Origin of the sequence: Streptomyces sp. MBT65, from assembly GCF_016612545.1 — a bacterium.
GTDB lineage: Bacteria > Actinomycetota > Actinomycetes > Streptomycetales > Streptomycetaceae > Streptomyces.
Window position 1 is genome coordinate 1 of sequence record NZ_JAENRY010000233.1, and the last position, 17,827, is coordinate 17,827.

The following is a 17,827-nucleotide window of genomic DNA, read 5'->3' on the forward strand; positions in this document are numbered from 1 at the left end:
GGCGGGAGTGTCCTCGAAGGTGTCCGGGACGGGCTCGTTGACGATCATATTGTGGGTGACCCTCCGATCTGCGGGGACGGTCGCAGGACGGTGAGGATGTGTGCGGGCCGGTTGCCCGGTTCCAGGCGCACATAGTTGGCCCTGCCCCAGTGATAGGTCTCACCGGTGAGCTCGTCGCGCACCGGCACCGACTCGTGCCATTCCAGGCCGAGTTGCGGCATGTCCAACGAGACCGTGGCCTCCTGGGTGTGGTGCGGGTCGAGGTTCGCGACCACCAGAACCGTGTTCGAACCGCTCCGCTTCGAGTACGCGATCACCGCCTCCTGGTCCGTGTGATGGAAGTGGAGGTCACGCAACTGCCGCAACGCGGGGCTGCGGCGCCGGACGTCGTTGAGTTTGCCGAGCAATGGCGCGATGCTACGTCCTTCCCGCTCGGCCGACACCCAGTCGCGGGGCCGGAGTTGGTACTTCTCGGAGTCCAGATACTCCTCGCTGCCGGGCCGCAACGGTGTGTTCTCGCACAACTCATACCCGCTGTACACCCCCCACGTGGGAGAGAGGGTCGCGGCGAGTACCGCGCGCAGTTCGAAGGCCGGCCGCCCGCCTTCCTGGAGGAACTCGTGCAGGATGTCGGGGGTGTTCACGAACAGGTTCGGCCGCATGTAGGCGGCCGACTCGCCCGCCAACTCGCTGAGGTAGTCGGTGAGTTCGGCCTTCGTGTTGCGCCAGGTGAAGTAGGTGTACGACTGCTGGAAGCCGACCTGCGCGAGGGTGGCCATCATCGCGGGCCGGGTGAAGGCCTCGGCCAGGAAGATCACGTCCGGGTCGGTGGCGTTGATGTCCGCGATCACCCGCTCCCAGAACACGACCGGCTTGGTGTGCGGGTTGTCCACACGGAAGATCCGCACCCCGTGGTCCATCCAGTGCCGCAGCACGCGCAGCGTCTCGGCGATCAGCCCGTCCAGGTCCCGGTCGAAGGCGATCGGGTAGATGTCCTGGTACTTCTTCGGCGGGTTCTCCGCGTACGCGATCGTCCCGTCCGGGCGGTGGTGGAACCACTCCGGATGCTTGTCCACCCACGGATGGTCCGGCGAGCACTGCAACGCGAAGTCCAGCGCGATCTCCATGCCCAGCTCACCGGCGCGCGCGACGAACGCGTCGAAGTCCTCCAACGTCCCGAGCTGAGGGTGGATCGCGTCGTGCCCGCCCTCGGGCGAACCGATCGCCCAGGGGACGCCGACATCCTCGGGCCCGGCGGAGAGGGTGTTGTTCGGGCCCTTGCGGAAGGTGGTCCCGATGGGATGGACCGGCGGCAGGTACACCACGTCGAAGCCCATCGCCGCGATACCGGCCAGCCGTTTCGCCGCCGTACGGAACGTGCCGTGGGGCTCGGCCGCCGTGCCCTCGGAGCGCGGGAAGAACTCGTACCAGGCGCCGTAGAGCGCCCGCTCCCGCTCCACCAGCAACGCGCGGGGCTCGGAGACCGTGACCAGTTCCCGCAGGGGATACCGGGCCAGGATCTCGTCCACCTCGGGCGTCAGCGCGGCGGCCAGCCGGGACGCGGGCGGGCGGGTCTCGTCGCGCAGCGCGGTGACGGCGGCGCGGAGGACGGGCCGCAGGCCCTTGCCCTTCGGTACGCCGGTGATGGCGCGCTCGTGCAGCCGCGCGCCCTCCTCCAGGACCAGGTCCGTGTCCATGCCGGCCGGGATCTTTATCCCGGCGTGGTGGCGCCAGGTGGCGACCGGGTCGCTCCAGGCCTCCACGGTGTACGTCCACCGGCCGGGTGCGCCGGGTGTGACGGTGGCGCCCCAGCGGTCGGTGCCGGGGGCCAGCTCCCGCATCGGGGTCCATGGACCGGGGCGGCCGTCCGGGTCGTGGAGGACGGCGTTGGCGGCGACCGCGTCGTGGCCCTCGCGGAACACGGTGGCCGACACCTCGAAGGCCTCACCGGTCACCGCCTTGGCGGACCGGAGGCCGTGCTGGACGACCGGCCGGACATCGAGGACGGGGATGCGTCCGATGCCGGGGGACGTGGCGCCCGCGGAGGGTGGCTCCGGGGCGGGCGGTGCCGTGCCGGCGGGGCGCACGCGGGGCGTGTCCGTGCCGGATGTCGGGGGTGGTGACGAGTGGTGCGTGGCGGGCATGACCGCTCCTGTCCGCGTCAACGTGGGTATGGGCGGATGGATGTGGGGAGGTGGGTCCTGCGAGAGATCCCGTGGTGCGTCTGGGGGGCGTACCGGTGGAGCCTTCCCACCCTATTCGGGTTAGCAATCCGGCAGGTTGCTAACTACTTACGCGCAGGTCTCCACAGAAGATCCGGCCCCGTCCTGGCGAACGGGGCCGGAGCCGTCACTCCCGCCCTACGACCGCGGTACCTGCAGAAGTTTGTCCGGCGAACCGAGCCCCGCGCCGGACACCTTCCCGGAAACCGCCCCCGCGACGAGTGCCGCCGAGACCTGTGCCGGGGTGGCACGCGGGTGGCCGGCGAGATAGACCGCCGCCGCGCCGGCCGCGTGCGGCGACGCCATCGACGTACCCGAGAAGGTCGCCTTCCCCGTGTCGCTCGCGTACGACGCGGAGGTGATCGAGACACCCGGGGCGAACAGGTCGACGGCCGGACCGAAGTTCGAGAACGGCGCCTTGGCGTCGTTCCGGTCGGTGGCGCCGACGGTGATCGCCTGCTTCACGTCCGCGGGGGAGTACAGGCCGGCCTGTACTCCGTCGTTGCCCGCGGCGACCGTGTAGGTGACACCGGAGGCGATCGAGGTCCGTACGGCCGCGTCGAGCTGGTCGTTGTGGAAGCCGCCCAGGCTGAGATTGGCGACCGCGGGCCTGTGCGCGTGCCGGGTGACCCAGTCGATGCCCGCGAGGACCCGCGAGGTCGTCCCCGCTCCCGCGTTGTCGAGGACCCGTACGGCGACCACCTTGGCCTTCTTGGCGACGCCGTACGTGGTGCCGGCGATCGTGCCGGCCACATGGGTGCCGTGGCCGTTGCCGTCCTGGGCGACGGCGTCGTTGTCGACGAAGTCCCAGCCGTAGCCGGCCCGGCCGCCGAAGTCCTTGTGGGTGATCCGGATGCCGGTGTCGATCACGTACACCGTCACGCCGGCGCCCCCGGAGTTCGGCGAGGTGTAGCTCCTGTTCAGCGGCAGGCCCGGCTGGTCGAGCCGGTCGAGCCCCCAGGACGGCGGGTTGCGCTGCGTGCGGTCCACGGTGATCCGGGTGTCCTGCGCGACGGAGGCGACCCGCGCGTCCGCCGCGAGGCGTCTCGCCTGTCTCTCGTTCGCCTCGATGGCGTAGCCGTTGAGGGCCGTGCCGTAGGTGTGGCTTATTCTCGCCCCGTATCTCCGGGCCAGGTCCTTTCCGGCGGCCGACGGAGCTCTCGTTCCCCCCTTGAGCGTCACCAGGTAGCTGCCGCTGACGGAACCGGGTTCACCGGCGCCGGTGATCGTCCCCTCCGGTGCGGCGTGCGCGGGCAGAGTGATGGCCGACATCACCACGGCAGTGATCACCGCGGTCAGACCCCCCGCCCGACGCAGACGCCGCGTACGCGTCCGTGCCATGTCGAGTTCCCCTCCTTCAACTCTCCACGGGGCAGCCTCTCGTGCGGCGCGAAGCACCACAAGGGCGCACGAGGGTCCTGATTTAGTACAGGGCGGTACTAACCAGCCGGTCACGGGGTGCCTTTTCAGCGCAGGTCGGCAATTTCAGCCGGTCCGGCGTTTGAGGACGAGGCCCCTTCAGGGCCGCGGGGGTCTGGGGGCGGAGCCCCCAGCCACGCCCACACCAACACCGGTACCGTCATCAGCACACGACGACGCACATTGCCGTGTGTCATCCAGCGAACGCGCCGAGGTGGAGCTGTGAAGGCGATCCGTCGATTCACCGTCCGTCCCGTCCTCCCCGAACCCCTCCGTCCGCTCAGCGACCTCGCACGCAATCTGCGCTGGTCCTGGCACCCGGACACCCGTGATCTCTTCCAGTCCGTCGATCCCGAGCGCTGGGCCGCCTCGGAACACGATCCCGTACGACTCCTCGGCAGCGTGTCCGCCGAGCGGCTCGCCGAACTGGCCGCGGACAGCCGCTTCCTGCGCCGGCTCACCGAGGTCGCCGGGGACCTCGCCGACTACGTGGGCGGTGACCGCTGGTACCAGACCCACCCCGGTGAACTGCCCGCCGCCGTCGCCTACTTCTCACCCGAGTTCGGTGTCACGGCGGCCCTGCCCCAGTACTCCGGCGGCCTCGGCATCCTTGCCGGCGACCATCTCAAATCGGCCAGCGACCTAGGCGTACCGCTGATCGGTGTCGGACTCCTGTACCGGCACGGCTACTTCCGCCAGTCGCTGTCCCGGGACGGCTGGCAGCAGGAGACCTATCCGGTCCTCGACCCCAACGAACTCCCGGTCGCGCTGGTCCGGGAGGACGACGGCACCCCGGCCCAGGTCTCCCTGGCCCTGCCCGGCGGCCGCTCGCTGCGCGCCCGGATCTGGCTCGCGCAGGTCGGCCGGGTACCGCTGCTGATGCTCGACTCGGACGTCGAGGAGAACGACATCGCCGCGCGGGGCGTGACCGACGTCCTCTACGGCGGCGGCAGCGAACACCGGCTGCTCCAGGAGATGTTGCTCGGCATAGGGGGAGTGCGGGCGGTACGGACGTACTGCCGTCTCACCGGTCACCCGGAGCCCGAGGTGTTCCACACCAACGAGGGTCACGCGGGCTTCCTCGGGCTGGAGCGGATCGCCGAACTCTGCGACGCGGGGCTGGACTTCGAGGCGGGCCTGGAGGCGGTGCGGGCCGGTACGGTCTTTACCACGCACACCCCCGTCCCGGCCGGGATCGACCGTTTCGACCGGGAGTTGGTCGCCACGCACTTCGGTGCCGGTGCCGAACTCCCGCGCATGGATGTCCAACACATCCTGAACCTCGGCATGGAGACCTACCCGGGCGGTGAGCCCAACCTGTTCAACATGGCCGTGATGGGCCTGCGGCTGGGTCAACGGGCCAATGGTGTCTCGCTGTTGCACGGCTCGGTCAGCCGCGAGATGTTCTCCGGTCTCTGGCCGGGCTTCGACGCCGAGGAGGTGCCGATCACCTCCGTGACCAACGGGGTGCACGCGCCGACCTGGGTCGCCCCCGAGGTGTTCCGGCTCGGGGCGCGGCAGATCGGCGCCCAGCGCACCGAGGACGCGCTGACCGTGGGTGGTTCGGACCGCTGGGACGCGGTCGCGGAGATCCCGGACCAGGACATCTGGGAGCTGCGCCGCGATCTGCGCGAGCAACTGGTCGTCGAGGTACGGGAGCGGCTGCGCGCCTCCTGGCGTCAACGCGGCGCCGGATCGGCCGAGTTGGGGTGGATCGACGGCGTCCTCGACCCCGACGTCCTCACCATCGGCTTCGCGCGCCGCGTCCCGTCGTACAAACGACTGACGCTGATGCTGCGCGACCGTGACCGGCTGATGGATCTGCTGCTGCACCCGGAGCATCCGATCCAGATCGTGGTGGCGGGCAAGGCGCACCCGGCGGATGACGGTGGGAAGCGCCTGGTGCAGGAGTTGGTGAAGTTCGCGGACGATCCGCGCGTCCGCCATCGCATCGTCTTCCTTCCCGACTACGGCATGGCGATGGCGCAGAAGCTGTACCCCGGCTGCGACATCTGGCTCAACAACCCGCTCCGCCCGCTGGAGGCGTGCGGCACGAGCGGGATGAAGGCCGCGCTGAACGGCTGCCTCAACCTCTCGGTGCTGGACGGCTGGTGGGACGAGTGGTTCCAGCCCGACTTCGGCTGGGCCATCCCCACGGCGGACGGCACCGGCACGGACCCCGACCACCGCGACGACGTGGAGGCCGCCGCGCTCTACGACCTCCTGGAGCAGCGCGTCACCCCGCGCTTCTACGAGCGCGGCCAGGACGGTCTGCCCGACCGCTGGATCGAAATGGTCCGCCAGACGCTGACGTTGCTGGGCCCGAAGGTGCTGGCCGGCCGGATGGTCCGCGAGTACGTGGAGCGGCTGTACGCCCCGGCCGCGCTCGCGCATCGGGCCATGACCCCCGACTCGGCGCGTGAACTGGCCGCCTGGAAGGGGCGGGTGCGCGCGGCTTGGCACGGGGTGACGGTCGACCACGTGGAGACGTCCGCGGCCACGGCCACGGCGGAGCTCGGTACGACGCTGAATCTCCGGGTGCGGGTGGGCCTCGGCGGTCTCGCCCCGGACGATGTGGAAGTGCAGGCGGTGTCGGGGCGGGTGGACCCGGAGGACCGGATCGGGGACGCGGTGACGGTGCCCCTGAAACCGGCGGGGGGTCCGGACGCCGAGGGGCACTGGCTGTTCGAGGGGCCGCTCTCCCTTGATCGCACCGGGCCCTATGGCTACACCGTCCGCATCCTCCCGGCGCACCGACTGCTCGCGTCCGGTGCGGAGTTGGGGTTGGTGGCGGTGCCTACCGAGGACGGGGTGGAAGGGGCCGGAGTGCTGATGAGGTAGCCGGCCGGTGCACGGGGGACCCGGAACCGGGTTCCCCGTCACGCCTGCGAACCCCTCACACCTCCGAGTACGGCGCGCACATCCGCCGCAGCGTGCTGCCCATCCGGCGGGCGTACGCGTGCTGCAACCCCCGGGTCGCGGGGCCGCCCAGCCGGGCGTACCACTTGGCGCCGCGGCTGAACGCGGAGACCGTCAGCCAGACCGTGCCGTCGCCGGTGCGGTCGACCACGAAGGCCTCCTCGCCGCGCTCGGGATGGCCGGGGAGCGTGCCGTAGGCCCAGCCGGATCTGCGGTGTTCCTCGACCGTCCAGACTATGCGGCAGGGGGCCTTGATCAGGCCGGCGAGGGTGACCGTCACGTCCACTCCGGGGGCCGCCTTGTCGGCGCCCGCCTCGATGCCGACGCCCAGTTCGCGGTGCAACTCCCAGGTCAGGACCGCTTCGGAGGCCCGGCGGAAGACCTTCTCGCCCTCACCGATCCGGCTGCGCACATAGAGGGGGTGGAATCCCGGGGGGCAGAAGCCGCGTTCGCGGGTCGCGCCGACGTCGTCGTACGTGAAGGACATGGGACCCAAGAGTAGGGCGCTACCCGGAGATGCCTTCGCTCCGGGTAGCGCCCTTACCGCTTGGCTGTCAACTCGCCTGTCGTCAGCTGACGTTGACCGCCGACCAGGCCGCCGCCACCGCGTTGTACTCGGTGGAGCCGGAGCCGTAGAGGGCCGCCGCCGCGGACAGGGTGCCGGTGCGGGCGCCCGCGTACTTGGTGGTCGACGTGAAGTACGTCGTCAGGGCCTTGTACCAGATCTGGAGCGCCTTGGCGCGGCCGATGCCGGTGACCGTGGAGCCGTTGGACGTGGGCGAGTTGTAGCTCACGCCGTTGATCGTCTTCGCGCCGCTGCCCTCGGACAGCAGGTAGAAGAAGTGGTTCGCCACGCCCGACGAGTAGTGCACGTCGAGGTTGCCGACCGTGGAGGACCAGGAGTCCTTGGAGCCGCCGTCCTTGCTCGGCTTGTCCATGTAGCGCAGCGGGGTGCCGTCGCCGTTGATGTCGATCTTCTCGCCGATGAGGTAGTCACCCACGTCGGACGAGTTGTTGGCGTAGAACTCCACGCCGGTGCCGAAGATGTCCGAGGTCGCCTCGTTCAACCCGCCCGACTCACCGGAGTAGTTGAGGCCCGCGGTGTTGGCGGTGACGCCGTGGCTCATCTCGTGGCCGGCCACGTCCAGCGAGGTCAGCGGGTGGGTGTTGCCCGACCCGTCGCCGTACGTCATGCAGAAGCAGCTGTCGTCCCAGAACGCGTTCACGTACGAACTGCCGTAGTGCACGCGGGAGTAGGCGCCGACACCGTTGTTCTTGATGCCGCTGCGGCCGAACGTGTCCTTGTAGAAGTCCCACGTCTCCTGGGCGCCGTAGGCGGCGTCCGCGGCGGCGGTCACGTCGGTGGTGGAGCTGGAGGCGGCGCCGGTGCCCCACGTGTTGGTGGTGTTGGTGAAGAGGGTGCCGGTGCCGGACGTGCCGTGCTTCAGGTTGTACGTCTTGTGGCTGCCGCGCGAGGCGTCGGTCAGCGAGTACGTCGTGCCCGACAGCGTGGTGGTGAGGCTGACGGTGCCCGAGTAGAGGGTCTTGCCGGTGCCGGTGGCGTTCTCGATGCCCTGGTACTCGAAGAGCTTCTTGCCGGTGGCCGCGTCGGTGATGACGTGCAGCTGGTTCGGGGTGCCGTCGTCCTGGAAGCCGCCGACGATCGTCTCGTAGGCGAGGACGGGGGTGGCGCCGCCGGCCCAGATGACCTTGCGGGCACCGTCGGCGGCGGTCTTGTCGGAGCCGGCGGCCTTGGCGACGGTCAGCGCCTGCTTCTCGGCCTTGGCGACGGTGATCTTCGGCGTGACGGTGGCGACCTTGATGGTCGCCGAGTGCGCCTTGGTGACACCCTCGGTCCTGCCCGACGGCGCGGTGTGGACGACCAGGTCGCCACCGAGGACCGGGAGGCCCGCGTAGGTCCGCTCGTAGCGGGTGTGCACCGTGCCGTCGACGTCCTTGACGACGTCCTTGACGACCAGCTTCTCCTTGGTGCCGAGGCCTATCTGCGTGGCCGTCTCGGCCGCGTCGGCCTGCTTCTCCTGGACCAGCGCGGTGCGCGCGGCGTTGGAGAGCAGCTGCGGGGCGGCGGCGAGGGGGGCCGCCTTGCCCGCGGCGGGCTGGGCGGAGGCACCGGTGGAGACACCGGTGGCGAGCAGGGCTCCGGCGGCGACCGCGGTGGCGATGGCCAGGGTGGTGCGCTTGTGACGCGCGTAGAGGGGGGTCACGCAAGCTCCTCTGTGGGGGAGTCCGGACGGCGTGGGGTTACCGGCCGGAGTGGTTGTGAAGTGGCTGTGCTGAAGCGGCGTGAGGGAAGAGTGGCATCAGGGGCGCGTACATGTCAGGACCCTCAAGTGATGTTGGCTGAAAATCGACTGTCCGGTGAACGTTGCGGCAATGTAAACGTCCACAACAGGGCGCCGCCCCGGAGTTGAAACCCCGAGGCGGCGCCCAGTTCGTGCGGCCTGAAGTGGACGGCTGGTTTTTACGGGAACGTAAGCTTCCAGCTGTTGATGTAGCCGGTGTCCTGTGCCGCCACGTCCTGGACCTTCAACTTCCAGACGCCGTTGGCCACTTCGGAGGACGCGTTGACCGTGTAGGTGGCCTGCACGTTGTCCGCCGAGTCGGACGAGCTGGAGTTCTTCAGCCGGTACGTCGACCCGTCCGGGGCGACCAGGTCGATCACGAGGTCACCGCGCCAGGTGTGCACGATGTCGACCGTGACCGAGAGGTTCGAGGGCGCGTTGCCCGTCCGCCCGGACACGGTGACCGAGGAGGTGACTGCCGCCCCGTTGTCCGGAATCGACACGTCGGCCGTGTTCTCGAACGACGTACCGCCGCCCCCGCCGCCACCGGAGCGCGCACCGACCGCGACGGCCGCCCACGCGTCCTGCACCGCCTTGTACTCGGCGCCCGTCGTGCCGTACAGCTCACCGGCCGCCGCGAGCGTCCCGGTGCGGGCCGCCGCGTAGTTGGTGGTCGACGTGAACTTCGTGGTGAGCGCCCGGTACCAGATCTGCAGCGCCTTGTCCCGGCCGATGCCGGTGACCGGAAGCCCGTCCGAGGTGGGCGAGTTGTAGCTGACGCCGTTGATGACCTTGGCGCCGCTGCCCTCGCTCAGCAGGTAGAAGAAGTGGTTGGCGATGCCCGAGGAGTAGTGCACGTCGAGGTTGCCGACGCCGGAGTACCAACTGTCCGCGCTGCCGCCGTCCTTGCTCGGCTTGTCCATGTAACGCAGCGGGGTGCCGTCGCCGTTGATGTCGATCTTCTCGCCGATGAGGTAGTCGCCCACGTCGGTGGAGTTGTTGGCGTAGAACTCGACACCCGTGCCGAAGATGTCGGAGGTCGCCTCGTTCAACCCGCCCGACTCACCGGAGTAGTTGAGCCCGGCGGTGTTGGAGGTGACGCCGTGGCTCATTTCGTGCCCCGCCACGTCGATGGCGGTCAGCGGGTCCGCGTTGCCGGAGCCGTCGCCGTACGTCATGCAGAAGCAGCCGTCGTCCCAGAACGCGTTGACGTACGAATTCCCGTAGTGGACACGGGAGTAGGCGCCGACGCCGTTGTTCTTGATGCCGCTGCGGCCGAAGGTGTTCTTGTAGAAGTCCCAGGTCTCCGCCGCGCCGTAGTGCGCGTCCGCGCCGGCCGTCGCCGCGTTCGACGTGGTGCCGTTGCCCCAGGTGTTGCTGGTCTGGGAGAACAGCGTGCCGGTGCCCGAGGTGCCGTGGTTCAGGTTGTACGTCTTGTGGCCGCCGCGGTCGCCGTCGGTGAGGTTGTACGACGTGCCCGACTGGGTCGTGGTCAGCGAGACGGCGCCGCTGTACTGGGTGTTGCCCGTGCCGGTGGCGTTCTCGATGCCCTGGTACTCGTAGAGCTTCTTGCCGGTGGCCGCGTCCGTGATGACGTGGAGTTCGTTCGGGGTGCCGTCGTCCTGGAGGCCGCCGACGACTGTCTCGTAGGCGAGGACGGGCTTGCCGCTCGCCGCCCAGATCACCTTGCGGGCCGAGTCCGCGGCCGACTTGGTGGAGCCGAGGGCCTTGGCGCGGGAGACGGCCTGCTTCTCGGCGGTCGCGGTGGCGACGTCCGGGGTGAGGTCGGCGACCGCGATGGTGGCGTTGCTCGCCTTGATGACGTGTGTGGTGGCGCCCGACTTGGCGGTGTCGACGACCAGGTCGCCGCCCAGGACCGGGAGTCCGGCGTAGGTGCGCTCGTAGCGGGTGTGGACGGTGCCGTCGGCGTCCTTGACGACGTCACGGGCGACGAGCGCCTCCTTGGCGCCGAGGCCGATGTCCTTGGCGGTCGTGGTCCGCGCCGACGCGGCGTCGCGGAGCAGCTCGGCGCGCTGCGAGGGAGAGAGCGAGACTGCGGCGTGCGCCGGATTCCCCTTGCCGGCAAGGGGTTTGGCCGGAGCGGCGGAGGAGGTCGCGCCGGCCTGGACGGCAGCGGCGAGCAGAGCGGTGACGCCGGCTACGGCGACTATGTGGGAGGTGCGTCTGCGCGAGGAATTGCTTCTCAACACTGACTCCTTCAGGACGGTCGCGGATCACGCGACCAGGGGAGATCACAGGGATCACAGGAGTGAAACTGTGGGGTTGCTGTGAAGCGCCAGTGGGAAGAGTGGCAGCAGCCCGCGCTTTCTGTCAGGAGCGCGTCAGGAAGTTGGCCGGAATTCGTTCGTTGTCCGGATGTTCATGTCCGTTAAACGGACTGTCGGGAGGGCGCTGCACACCCCCGGGTCACGTGGCCGTCGGCCGCTCCCCGTGCCACGAGTGCCACAGCGCCGCGTACGCCCCTTCCGCCGCCACCAGCTCCTCGTGCGGGCCGAGTTCGGTCAGCCGGCCGTTCTCCATGACCGCGACCCGGTCCGCGTCGTGGGCGGTGTGGAGGCGGTGGGCGATGGCGATGACGGTGCGGCCCTCCAGTACGGCTGCCAGGGCGCGTTCGGTGTGGCGGGCGGTGGCCGGATCCAGCAGGGCCGTCGCCTCGTCCAGGATCAGGGTGTGCGGGTCGGCCAGCACCACGCGGGCCAGGGCGAGTTGCTGGGCCTGCGAGCCGTCCGTGGTCGAACCGCCCGCGCCCAGGCGGGTGTTCAGGCCGTCCGGCAGCTCCCGCACCCATTCCTCGGCGCCCACCGCCGACAGGGCCGCCCACAACTCCTCGTCGGTGGCGGCCGGTTCGGCGATCAGGAGGTTGTCGCGGACCGAGCCGAGGAAGACATGGTGCTCCTGGGTGACCAGCACCACCTGGCGGCGCAGCGTCTCCGGTGCCAGCGCGGAGACCGGCACCCCGCCCACGGTCACCGTGCCCCCGGTCGGCGCGTCGACCCCCGCCAGCAGCCGGCTCAGGGTGGTCTTCCCGGCGCCCGACGGGCCGACCACCGCGAGCCGTTCACCCGGCCGTACGGTCAGGTCGACGCCGTGCAGCACCTCGCCGCCGCGCTCGTAGGCGTACCGCACACCCGTCACGTCGATCCGGTCGTCCGCCGGAACCGGCGCGTCGCCGTCCCCCTCCGCGCGGGGCGCCCGGGCCAGCCCCTCCACGCGGGCGAACGAGGCGCCGCTGCTCTGCAGTTGCTCGACCCGCATCAGGATCTGGTCCAGCGGCTCGGCGAACTGCCGCAGATACAGCGCCGCCGCCACCACCGCACCGAGGCCCACCGCCCCACGCCCGTGCAGCCACCCGCCCACCAGCAGCACACCCGCCACCGGGACGGTGTACGAGATCTCGACCGCCGGGAAGAACACCGTCCGCAGGAACAACGTGTGCAGCCTGCTCCGCAGAGCCGTCCGCAGCGTGTCCCGGCTCGCGGCGACCCGCCGCTCCTGGAGCCGGAACGCCTCCACCGTGCGCGCCCCGGCCGCCGTCGCCGTGAGGACCTCGGCGACCTCCGAATTGGCCGAGCCCTCCGCGAGATAGCCGTCCCGGGCCCGGCGCAGATACCAGCGCAGCGCGAACCACACCGGCGTCAGCCCCAGCACCCCGAACAGCCCGAGCAGCGGGTCGAGCGCGAACACCGCGCCCATCACGAACAGCGCCTGCACCGAGTTGACCAGCAGATCCGGCCCGACATCACGCAGGGTCGTACCGACGATCGCCACGTCCGCCGTGCCGCGCGCGGTCAGATCGCCCGTCCCGGCCCGCTCCACCACCGACGCGGGCAGCGCCAGCGCCCGGTCGACGAAGTCCTCCCGCACCCGGGCCAGCGTCCGCTCACCGAACCGGTGCCCCACGTACCGCGCCCAGCGCGCCAGCAGCAACTGGGCCACCGAGCACCCCACGATGACCAGGGCCAGCCGGTCCACCACGCCCACCCCGGCTCCGGCCGGCACCTCGTCCACGATCCGCCCGAGCAGCCACGGCCCGACCAGCCCGGCCCCGGCCGCCAGCGCGTTCACCACCAGCACGACGGCGAACGCCCGCCGGTCCGCCCGCACCAGGCGCAGCGCGGCCCGTCGTACCTCCGCCCGTCCCGCGACCGGCAGTTGACCCTTCGCCTGCGAAGACGGCGTCACCGTACGACCTCTTCCTCTTCCGTGTCCCGGGCCACCAGCGCGCGGTAGCCGGGCTCGTCCGCCAGCAGCCGGCGGTGGCCGTCGCTGGCCGCGACCTTGCCGTCGACCAGGTAGTGCACGGTGTCCGCGTGGTCGAGGACCAGCGGGGAGGTCGTCGTCACCACCGTCGTACGGCCCGTGCGCTCCGCGTGCAGCCGCCGGGCAACCGCCGCCTCCGTGTGCGCGTCGAGCGCCGAGGTCGGCTCCACCGCGAGCAGCACCTCCGGCTCGGCGAGCAACGCCCTTGCCAGCCGCACCCGTTGACGCTGTCCCCCGGAGAGGCTGCGGCCCTGCGCGGCCACCGCCGAGTCCAGGCCCTCCGGCAGCCCCTGCACGATGTCGGCGGCGGCCGACGCGTGCACGGCCTTCGCCACCGCCTCCGCCGACCGCTCCGTGCGCCCGGACACCACCTCCGTGAGCGGTCCGGCGAACAGGTCGGCCTCGTTGTCGGCGACCAGGATCCGCGCCCGCACCTGGTCCAGCGGAATCGTGTCCAGCCGTACCCCGCCCCAGGTCGCCAGGGACGGCGCGTACCGCCCGAGCCGGTCCACCACGGCCAGCGCGTCCCCGGGCCGCGCCCCGACCAGCGCGGTCAGCCGCCCCGGCAGCACCCGCACCCCCGAGTCCGGATCGTGCAGCGCGGCCGGTTCCGCCGGAGCGGCCGACTCCCCGGTGTCCAGCGCGGGTTCGAGCCGCAGCAGCGCCACGACCCGACGCGCGGCCACCACGCCACGGCTCAACTCGTAGACCATCTGCACGAAGAACGACACCGGGCCGATCAGGACCGCGACATAGCCGTACACGGCGACCAACTCGCCGATGCTGAGCTGCCCCTGGGCCGCCAGCCGGGCCGCGAGCCAGGTCACGACCGCGAGGAACAGCGTCGGCAGCCCCATCCCGACCGCCTGCACCCAGCTCGCCACCGCGCCCACCCGGTAGCCCTGCGCGCGCAGCCGCTGCGAGTCCCGGCGGAACGCGTCCGCGAACAGCCCTTTGCCGCCCAGGCCGTTGAGGACCCGCAGGCCGCCCGCGAGGTCGCCGATGCGCGCGGTCAGTACGCCCTGTCGCTCCCGGTACTCCGTCTCCACGCTCTGCAGCCGCAGCGTCAACGGCCCCGCGAGCAAAGCGATCACCGGCACACCCAGCAGGACGACGGCGGCGAGCGGCGCCGAGATCGACAGCAGCACGCCCGCGACCACGCCGTAGACGACGAGGGCGCCGAAGCCGGGGCCGACGACGGTCAGGGACTGGGCGATCGTCCACACGTCGCCGACGCCGGTCGTGATCACCTCGCCGGCCCGGGCCCGGCGGGAGAGCACGGCGCCCAGCCGGACGGTCTGGCCGACGATCAGCTTGACCGTGCGGAAGTTGGCGTCGATGCGGACCCGGGTCATCGTGCGGTGCCGCATGATGCTCAGCCAGGAGTTGACCGCGCCGACCACGAACAGCGCCCCGGTCCACCGGGCCAGCGCGCCCATGTCCCCCGGCACCAGCCCGTCGTCGACCGCGCGGGACATCAGATACGGCGCCGCCGCCATCAGCACCATCCACACGCTCGACAGCAGCGCCCCGGACACCGCCCGCCACGGCTGCCGCAGCACCAGCCACCACAGGAACCGCCAGCCGCCCCGGCAGTCGGGTGTCCCGGGATCCTCGTACGGGTCGATCATGGGCCTCCTTGCCCAGGCCGCCGAGCGCGGGCAGCCGTGAGCGGTCCGGGGGTGGTTGGAGACCTCGAAGATTACCGAGCGTGAGCGCGGTTGCCCATCGAATAAACTCCCGCGCGGCTGGCGCTACTTGCTCTCCACCTTCCCCAGCGGTGCCGGGTCCTCCGCCAGCGCCGCGACCGCCGCCTTCCACCCGGTGTCCTCCGGGTGCAGCGCGCTGCGCAGGAACGCCGTGGTGAGGTGCTGGAGGAGGGCGACGCGCGCGGGGCTCTCGTCCGTCGTCTCGGCGACCTCGTACCCGGGGATGCCGCCGAGCGAGTGCTCCGCGCCGAAGAGCGTGAGCAGGCTCTTGTCGCCCGGGCTGTAGGTGTACGGGTCGGTGAACCAGTCCGGTCCCCGGGTGGACAACTGCGACTGGTCGTGGTCACCGGCGACGACGAGGGCCGGCGCGGTCATGGTCGCGAACGACGGCTTCATGAAAGGGAGTTGCTCGGCGGCGAACGGGGTCAGGTCGTCGCCCAGTCCGGGCAGGGCGAGCAGGACGCCCGCCGAGACCCGCGCGTCGGACAGATCCTCGCCGGGCACGCCGTCCGCGTCGAGGACCCGCGCGCCCAGCAGTGTGCTCGCCGTCTGCGCTCCCCAGGAGTGACCGGCCACCGCGACCCGGCCGCGGTCGATCCGCCCGCCGAGCTCCGGCACGGACGCCTCCAGGACGTCGAGCCCGTCCAGCACCCGCTGGAGATCCTCGACCCGCAGGCGCCAGATCCGGGGGAAACGGGGATCCTCGTGCGGGATGCCGAGCGTCCTGGAGTCGAGGTGGGTGGGCTGCACGACGACGAAACCCTGCGCGGCCCAGTGGTCGGCCAGCGGGGCGTAGCCGTCCAGCGACCAGCCGTAACCGTGCGAGAAGACGACGACGGGCAATTCGCCGCCGGTCACGGGCGCGGACACCCTGACCTGGAGGTCCGTACCGCGACCAGGGGCGGGGAGAACGAGCGGCTTCACGGAGATGATCGGCGTCATGGGGGTGCTTCCGTTCTGTGGCGTGCACGCCTGCGACATGCAAGCGGAACCTTGTTCCGGAAAAGATACGGAACAAGGTTCCGCTTCGCAAGCGTGGCGGCATGGAAGCGTGGAGGCGCGGGGGTGCGGAGGTGTGGAGGCGCGATGGTGTGGAGGTGCGGAGGGGTGCCCGATCGGGTGCCGCCGGTGCGGGCGCCTACGCCAGGCTGTCCCTCCAGGCCCGGTGCAGGTCCGCGAAGCGTCCCGTCCCCCCGATCAGTTCGGCCGGGGTGCCGTCCTCGATGATCCGGCCGTGTTCCATGACCAGGACCCGGTCCGCGATCTCGACCGTGGACAGACGGTGGGCGATCACGACCGCCGTGCGGCCGCGCAGGACCGTCGACATGGCGCGCTGTACGGCCTGTTCGCCCGGGACGTCGAGGGAACTGGTCGCCTCGTCGAGGATGAGGACGGCCGGGTCGGCGAGCAACGCCCGCGCGAACGCGACGAGTTGGCGCTGACCCGCCGAGATACGGCCACCCCGCTTGCGTACGTCCGTGTCGTAGCCGTCGGGCAGCGCGCTGATGAAGTCGTGCGCGCCGATCGCCTTCGCGGCCCGCTCGATCTCCTCACGCGGGGCGTCCGGGCGGCCGATCGAGATGTTCTCGGCGACCGTGCCGGAGAACAGGAACGCCTCCTGCGTCACCATGACCACCCCGCGCCGCAGTTCGGGCACGGACAGCTCGCGCAGGTCGACCCCGTCGAGCAACACCCGCCCGTCCGAGGGGTCGTAGAAACGGGCCAGCAGTTTGGCCAGGGTGGACTTGCCCGCGCCGGTGGAGCCGACCACGGCGACCGTCTGGCCGGCGGGGAGGGTGAGGTCGAAGACGGGCAGCACCTCGCCGCCGGTGCGGTACGCGAAGCGCACCCCGGCGAAGACCACCTCGCGGCCGGGCTGCTCCGACTCAAGTTCCGGGAGCTGTACGGGGGTTGAGGGTTCGGGCACCGACGGGGTCTGGGCCAGCAACCCCGCGATCTTCTCCAGCGACGCGGCGGCCGACTGGTAGGAGTTGAGGAACATGCCGAGCCGGTCGATCGGGTCGTAGAGCCGCCGTAGATACAGCACGGCCGCCGCCAGCACGCCCAACTCCAGGGAACCGTCCGCGACCCGGGTCGCGCCCCACAGCACGATCACCGCGACCGCCGTGTTGGCGACCAGACGCGAGCCGGTCACATAGCGGGCCATCTCCAACAGGGCGTCGCCGTTGGACCGTTCGTGCCGGCGGTTGAGGACTTGGAAGTCGGCGTCGTTCACCGCCTCGCGGCGGAACGCGCGGACCGGGCGGATGCCGTTCATCGTCTCGACGAACTTCACGATCACCCGCGCGATCGCCGTGGACCGCACCGCGTACACCCGCACCGCGCGCCGTTGATAGACCCGCACCAGCAGATACAACGGCACGAAGGACGCCACCGCGACCGCGCCCAGCCCCAGGTCCAGCCAGAGCAGCATCGCCGAGATGTACACGAACGACAGGATGACCGTGATCAGCTCCTGGAGCCCCTCGCTGAGCAGTTCGCGCAGGGCCTCGATGTCCGTGGTGGAACGGGAGATGAGCCGGCCGGACGTGTACCGCTCGTGGAAGTCGATGCTCAGCGCCTGCGCGTGCCGGAAGATACGGCCGCGCAGATCGAGCAGCACGTCCTGGTTGACGCGCGCGGAGGCCCCGATGAACGCGTACTGCAGCCCGCCGGAGACCAGCGCGCACAGCAGATAGCCCACCCCGACGGCGATCAGCGGACCGCGGTCGTGGTCCCGGAACGCCGGCACGGCACGGTCGATGGCGTACGCCACCAGCAGCGGGCCCACCTGCACGGCCGCCTGCTGGAGCAGCAGGAGCAGCGTCGTGACGGCGACCCGCGCCTTCATCGGGGCGAGCAGCGAACGCAGGAGGGCGGCGGTCGCGCCCGGGGGAGTGGGCAGGGTGTCGTGGTCGAAGGGGTCGACCGCGACGGGCGGGCGCGGGGGTTCGGGGGTGTCGTCGGTGGTGGG

10 protein-coding genes are annotated in these 17,827 nt (G+C 70.9%); 1 reads left to right on the forward strand and 9 read right to left on the reverse strand.

Going from position 1 to position 17,827, the window contains the following annotated elements; all coding sequences use genetic code 11:
* Window positions 1-44 precede the first annotated feature (44 nt).
* Together JHN63_RS37235 and JHN63_RS37240 are read right to left on the reverse strand one after the other, a co-directional pair.
* Window positions 45-2,144, reverse strand: coding sequence for an alpha-1,4-glucan--maltose-1-phosphate maltosyltransferase (locus JHN63_RS37235; protein ID WP_234478272.1), 2,100 nt, complete (start codon window positions 2,142-2,144; stop codon window positions 45-47).
* Between the two features lie 216 nt (window positions 2,145-2,360).
* The gene (locus tag JHN63_RS37240) at window positions 2,361-3,563 is read right to left on the reverse strand and encodes a S8 family peptidase (RefSeq protein ID WP_200689312.1); all 1,203 of its coding nucleotides are present in this window, start codon (window positions 3,561-3,563) and stop codon (window positions 2,361-2,363) included.
* A 300-nt stretch (window positions 3,564-3,863) separates the two neighbouring features.
* On the opposite strand from JHN63_RS37240, the gene JHN63_RS37245 reads away from it, so the two are divergent.
* Window positions 3,864-6,482 (forward strand): glycosyltransferase family 1 protein, encoded by a 2,619-nt coding sequence (locus tag JHN63_RS37245; protein WP_200689315.1) that lies wholly within the window; start codon window positions 3,864-3,866, stop codon window positions 6,480-6,482.
* 55 nt (window positions 6,483-6,537) lie between these two features.
* Here the strand turns inward: JHN63_RS37245 and JHN63_RS37250 are convergent, their stop codons facing one another.
* The 7 genes from JHN63_RS37250 to JHN63_RS37280 form a co-directional block, all read right to left on the reverse strand.
* Window positions 6,538-7,047, reverse strand: a complete 510-nt coding sequence (locus tag JHN63_RS37250; RefSeq protein WP_200689317.1) for a DUF1990 family protein — start codon at window positions 7,045-7,047, stop codon at window positions 6,538-6,540.
* 82 nt (window positions 7,048-7,129) lie between these two features.
* Window positions 7,130-8,785, reverse strand: a complete 1,656-nt coding sequence (locus tag JHN63_RS37255; RefSeq protein ID WP_200689319.1) for a M4 family metallopeptidase — start codon at window positions 8,783-8,785, stop codon at window positions 7,130-7,132.
* Between the two features lie 257 nt (window positions 8,786-9,042).
* Complete coding sequence (locus JHN63_RS37260) at window positions 9,043-11,070, reverse strand: M4 family metallopeptidase (RefSeq protein ID WP_200689321.1); 2,028 nt, start codon at window positions 11,068-11,070, stop codon at window positions 9,043-9,045.
* A 220-nt stretch (window positions 11,071-11,290) separates the two neighbouring features.
* Window positions 11,291-13,066 carry an ABC transporter ATP-binding protein gene (locus tag JHN63_RS37265; protein ID WP_200689323.1) on the reverse strand — a complete coding sequence of 592 codons (1,776 nt, stop codon included), beginning with the start codon at window positions 13,064-13,066 and terminating at the stop codon, window positions 11,291-11,293.
* The gene (locus JHN63_RS37270) at window positions 13,063-14,775 is read right to left on the reverse strand and encodes an ABC transporter ATP-binding protein (protein WP_200689326.1); all 1,713 of its coding nucleotides are present in this window, start codon (window positions 14,773-14,775) and stop codon (window positions 13,063-13,065) included. Before JHN63_RS37270 ends, JHN63_RS37265 begins: the two co-directional genes overlap by 4 nt.
* A 123-nt stretch (window positions 14,776-14,898) precedes the next feature.
* A complete protein-coding gene (locus tag JHN63_RS37275) occupies window positions 14,899-15,795 on the reverse strand; it encodes an alpha/beta fold hydrolase (RefSeq protein WP_234478274.1) in 897 nt (298 codons plus the stop codon).
* Window positions 15,796-15,991: 196 nt separating this feature from the next.
* Window positions 15,992-17,827, reverse strand: a 1,836-nt coding sequence (locus tag JHN63_RS37280; protein ID WP_200689330.1) for an ABC transporter ATP-binding protein, incomplete at its 5' end; no start/stop codon positions are given.

What these genes read in the sequence shown, in the direction of transcription:
- JHN63_RS37235 (WP_234478272.1), bottom strand. Translation starts at nt 2,144, where the DNA reads ATGCCCGCCACGCACCACTCGTCACCACCCCCGACATCCGGCACGGAC.
- JHN63_RS37240 (WP_200689312.1), bottom strand. Translation starts at nt 3,563, where the DNA reads ATGGCACGGACGCGTACGCGGCGTCTGCGTCGGGCGGGGGGTCTGACC.
- JHN63_RS37250 (WP_200689317.1), bottom strand. Translation starts at nt 7,047, where the DNA reads ATGTCCTTCACGTACGACGACGTCGGCGCGACCCGCGAACGCGGCTTC.
- JHN63_RS37270 (WP_200689326.1), bottom strand. Translation starts at nt 14,775, where the DNA reads ATGATCGACCCGTACGAGGATCCCGGGACACCCGACTGCCGGGGCGGC.
- JHN63_RS37275 (WP_234478274.1), bottom strand. Translation starts at nt 15,795, where the DNA reads ATGACGCCGATCATCTCCGTGAAGCCGCTCGTTCTCCCCGCCCCTGGT.